General features: G+C 36.1%; 3 protein-coding genes. All 3 read right to left on the bottom strand.

What is annotated here, in order from left to right; genetic code table 11:
- Window positions 1-125: 125 nt before the first annotated feature.
- Window positions 126-1,076, bottom strand: coding sequence for an NADP-dependent oxidoreductase (locus L2764_RS26795; RefSeq protein ID WP_248943385.1), 951 nt, complete (start codon window positions 1,074-1,076; stop codon window positions 126-128).
- A gap of 16 nt (window positions 1,077-1,092) precedes the next feature.
- The gene (locus tag L2764_RS26790) at window positions 1,093-1,587 is read right to left on the bottom strand and encodes a 6-carboxytetrahydropterin synthase (RefSeq protein ID WP_248943384.1); all 495 of its coding nucleotides are present in this window, start codon (window positions 1,585-1,587) and stop codon (window positions 1,093-1,095) included.
- 5 nt (window positions 1,588-1,592) lie between these two features.
- Window positions 1,593-2,391, bottom strand: a 799-nt coding sequence (gene folE / locus L2764_RS26785) for a GTP cyclohydrolase I (protein ID WP_248943383.1), incomplete at its 5' end; no start/stop codon positions are given.

Here is a 2,391-nt window from a genome sequence, read left to right as displayed (position 1 = left end):
GTTGATTACAATCGAACAAGAAGGCATAGTGCAATTGGGTATCAAAGCCCACTGCATTATGAACAGCAAAAAGTCGCTTAATTGAGTGTCCAGTTTTAGTACGGGGTATCACTTTCGGACAGCTTCTAAATAGTTATTACAATCTTTCCTGAAATATGACCCTTCTCAATAATTTTGTGTGCATGTTGAATAGCAGTATCGGAGAAGTCAAAAGTATGCTCTGTCTTGGGGATTAACTGTTTTCTTGCTAGGTAAGTTGCTAATGTTAGCATATCTGATGAGCTAGGTGTAACACGGAATAAAATAACCTTAATACCCAGCATTTCTGCTTTTTCTAATACAGGCTCAGCATGCTCTACAGGTAAAATACAAATTATTCCGTCGTGTGAAACTAATTTAATTGTATCAGCACCTACTTTCCCCGCTATGCCATCAATCACATAATCAATTGATCCATCCACAATATTGGAAAAGGCATTAGTGTCCTGATAATCTATGTAGTGATCAGCACCCAAACTCATTACATAATCGCGATTATTCTTTGATCCAGTTGCAATAATACGAAGCCGATATAATTTTGCTAGCTGTACTGCAAAATGTCCTACACCGCCTGCTGCGGCTTGGATCAAAATAGTTCTTCCGGGCTGAACTTTCATTTGAGTTAAAGCCTGCAATGCAGTTAACGCAGCTAATGTCGTCGCTGCTGCTTCAATCATACTTATATCGGAAGGAACAGCCGCAATCTCATTTACATCTGCTACAACATATTCTGCATAACAAGCAGACTCATCTGGAAACCTTAGCATACCAAAGACACAATCACCTTTAGAAAAATTTGTAACACCAAGCCCGACGACGTCCACTATGCCAGCCACATCCCATCCTAGAATTTTAGGAAATTTATCTTTTAGTAAGAATGCAATACCGCTTCCTTGCCGAGTTTTATAATCAATAGGATTGATGCTAATTGCCTTGGTCTTTATTAAAACCTGACCTCTGCCTGGTTGAGGTCTATTAATATTAGCCATAACCAGCTCACTAGTGGCGCCATATTTATTGATTATTATTGCTTTCATAATTCATTTTATCTTATTAGTTAACAGGATACTCTGAACACCAGTTGGGTGTTTCCCAAACTTTAACTGAAGCCAGTCTAAAATCAATTGGTGCCAATTGATTAACAGATAGGGTTAATTTCTTGAAGAAAAATCTTGCTAAATTTTCGGATATAGGTGCATAAGGTAATACAGCCACTTTGCCCACCTCCGATTTACCATACCAAGCATCACCTTGTGAGAATTTAGTACCTCCCAACATTTTATCTCGCATAGTTACCTCAAAGATTCGATCAATAATAGGATCATCAAAAGCTAAAATTAAGGCATGATCAAAATGGTTTTTTAATGTTACGTTTATTATATTCTTTATAATAGTCATATCAGTCGGTTTATCTTGATCACATGATAAGCATTTGACTTGCACTGTATAACGGTAACCACTCAAGTTTCCATCTTCCCCAACGGGCTCATTGGAAAATATAACATGGCGCGCGGCATTAAAATGGGTCTGATAGGATGTTTCGTGCATATCGTTTATTCCTGTATATGTTTGTCAACAGTCTGCATAAACTCAGAGAATAATGATTCTTTTTTCAGAAATTCACCACGTTTAATTATGGTAGTAAACACGGTACCTTCGGATTTAATCCCCCGCCAAAACATACAATGATGTTTGGCCTTTATGTAAACACACAAAGCAAGTGGTTTAACATGTTCCTCAATAAAATCAGCTATTAATATACCAGCTTGTTCTTGAATATGTGGGCGAGATGCTATCCACTCAATAATACGACTAAACTTTGACAATCCCAGTACAGTTTTATCATATACGATACCAATATAAACATGTCCGGTTATTGGTAAAAAATGATGGCTACATAATGTTTTAATTTCCATAGGACCGACACTACATATCTGTGTCTCTTTAGATTCATTAGGAAAAGCGGTCATGTCTGGTGCTGGATGAAAACGTCCGCTCAAGGCCTCATCAATATATACTTTCGCAATGCGCTCAGGTGTATTAATTAAATTTGGATCATTTTTAGTATCAAGAAGCATTACTTCAAACATTGCGGAAAATAATTCCTCAACACATTCTTTCATTATATCCAAGTCTTCTTTGCTTACATACTGATGAATATTTGAATTCGCATTAAAGTTCACTTTATTAGTTTTTAACTTATTGATAATTTTTTGTGTTCTTTGAAAGGACGGATCTTCTCTATTAATTAATAACATAATGGAATACATTCTCCTAAATGAATAATTTGAAAAACTTTTCGCATTGTATATCCATCTTTTTCTATTACAATAGAAAAAGTATAGCACCCCA

The organism is Shewanella surugensis (assembly GCF_023284005.1).
GTDB classification, from domain to species: Bacteria; Pseudomonadota; Gammaproteobacteria; order Enterobacterales; family Shewanellaceae; genus Shewanella; species Shewanella surugensis.
This window is presented reverse-complemented; position numbering and strand designations above follow the sequence as displayed.

Bases quoted from the DNA above. Each gene is read 5' to 3' on its own strand.
- L2764_RS26795 (WP_248943385.1), bottom strand. From the start codon at position 1,076: ATGAAAGCAATAATAATCAATAAATATGGCGCCACTAGTGAGCTGGTT.
- L2764_RS26790 (WP_248943384.1), bottom strand. From the start codon at position 1,587: ATGCACGAAACATCCTATCAGACCCATTTTAATGCCGCGCGCCATGTT.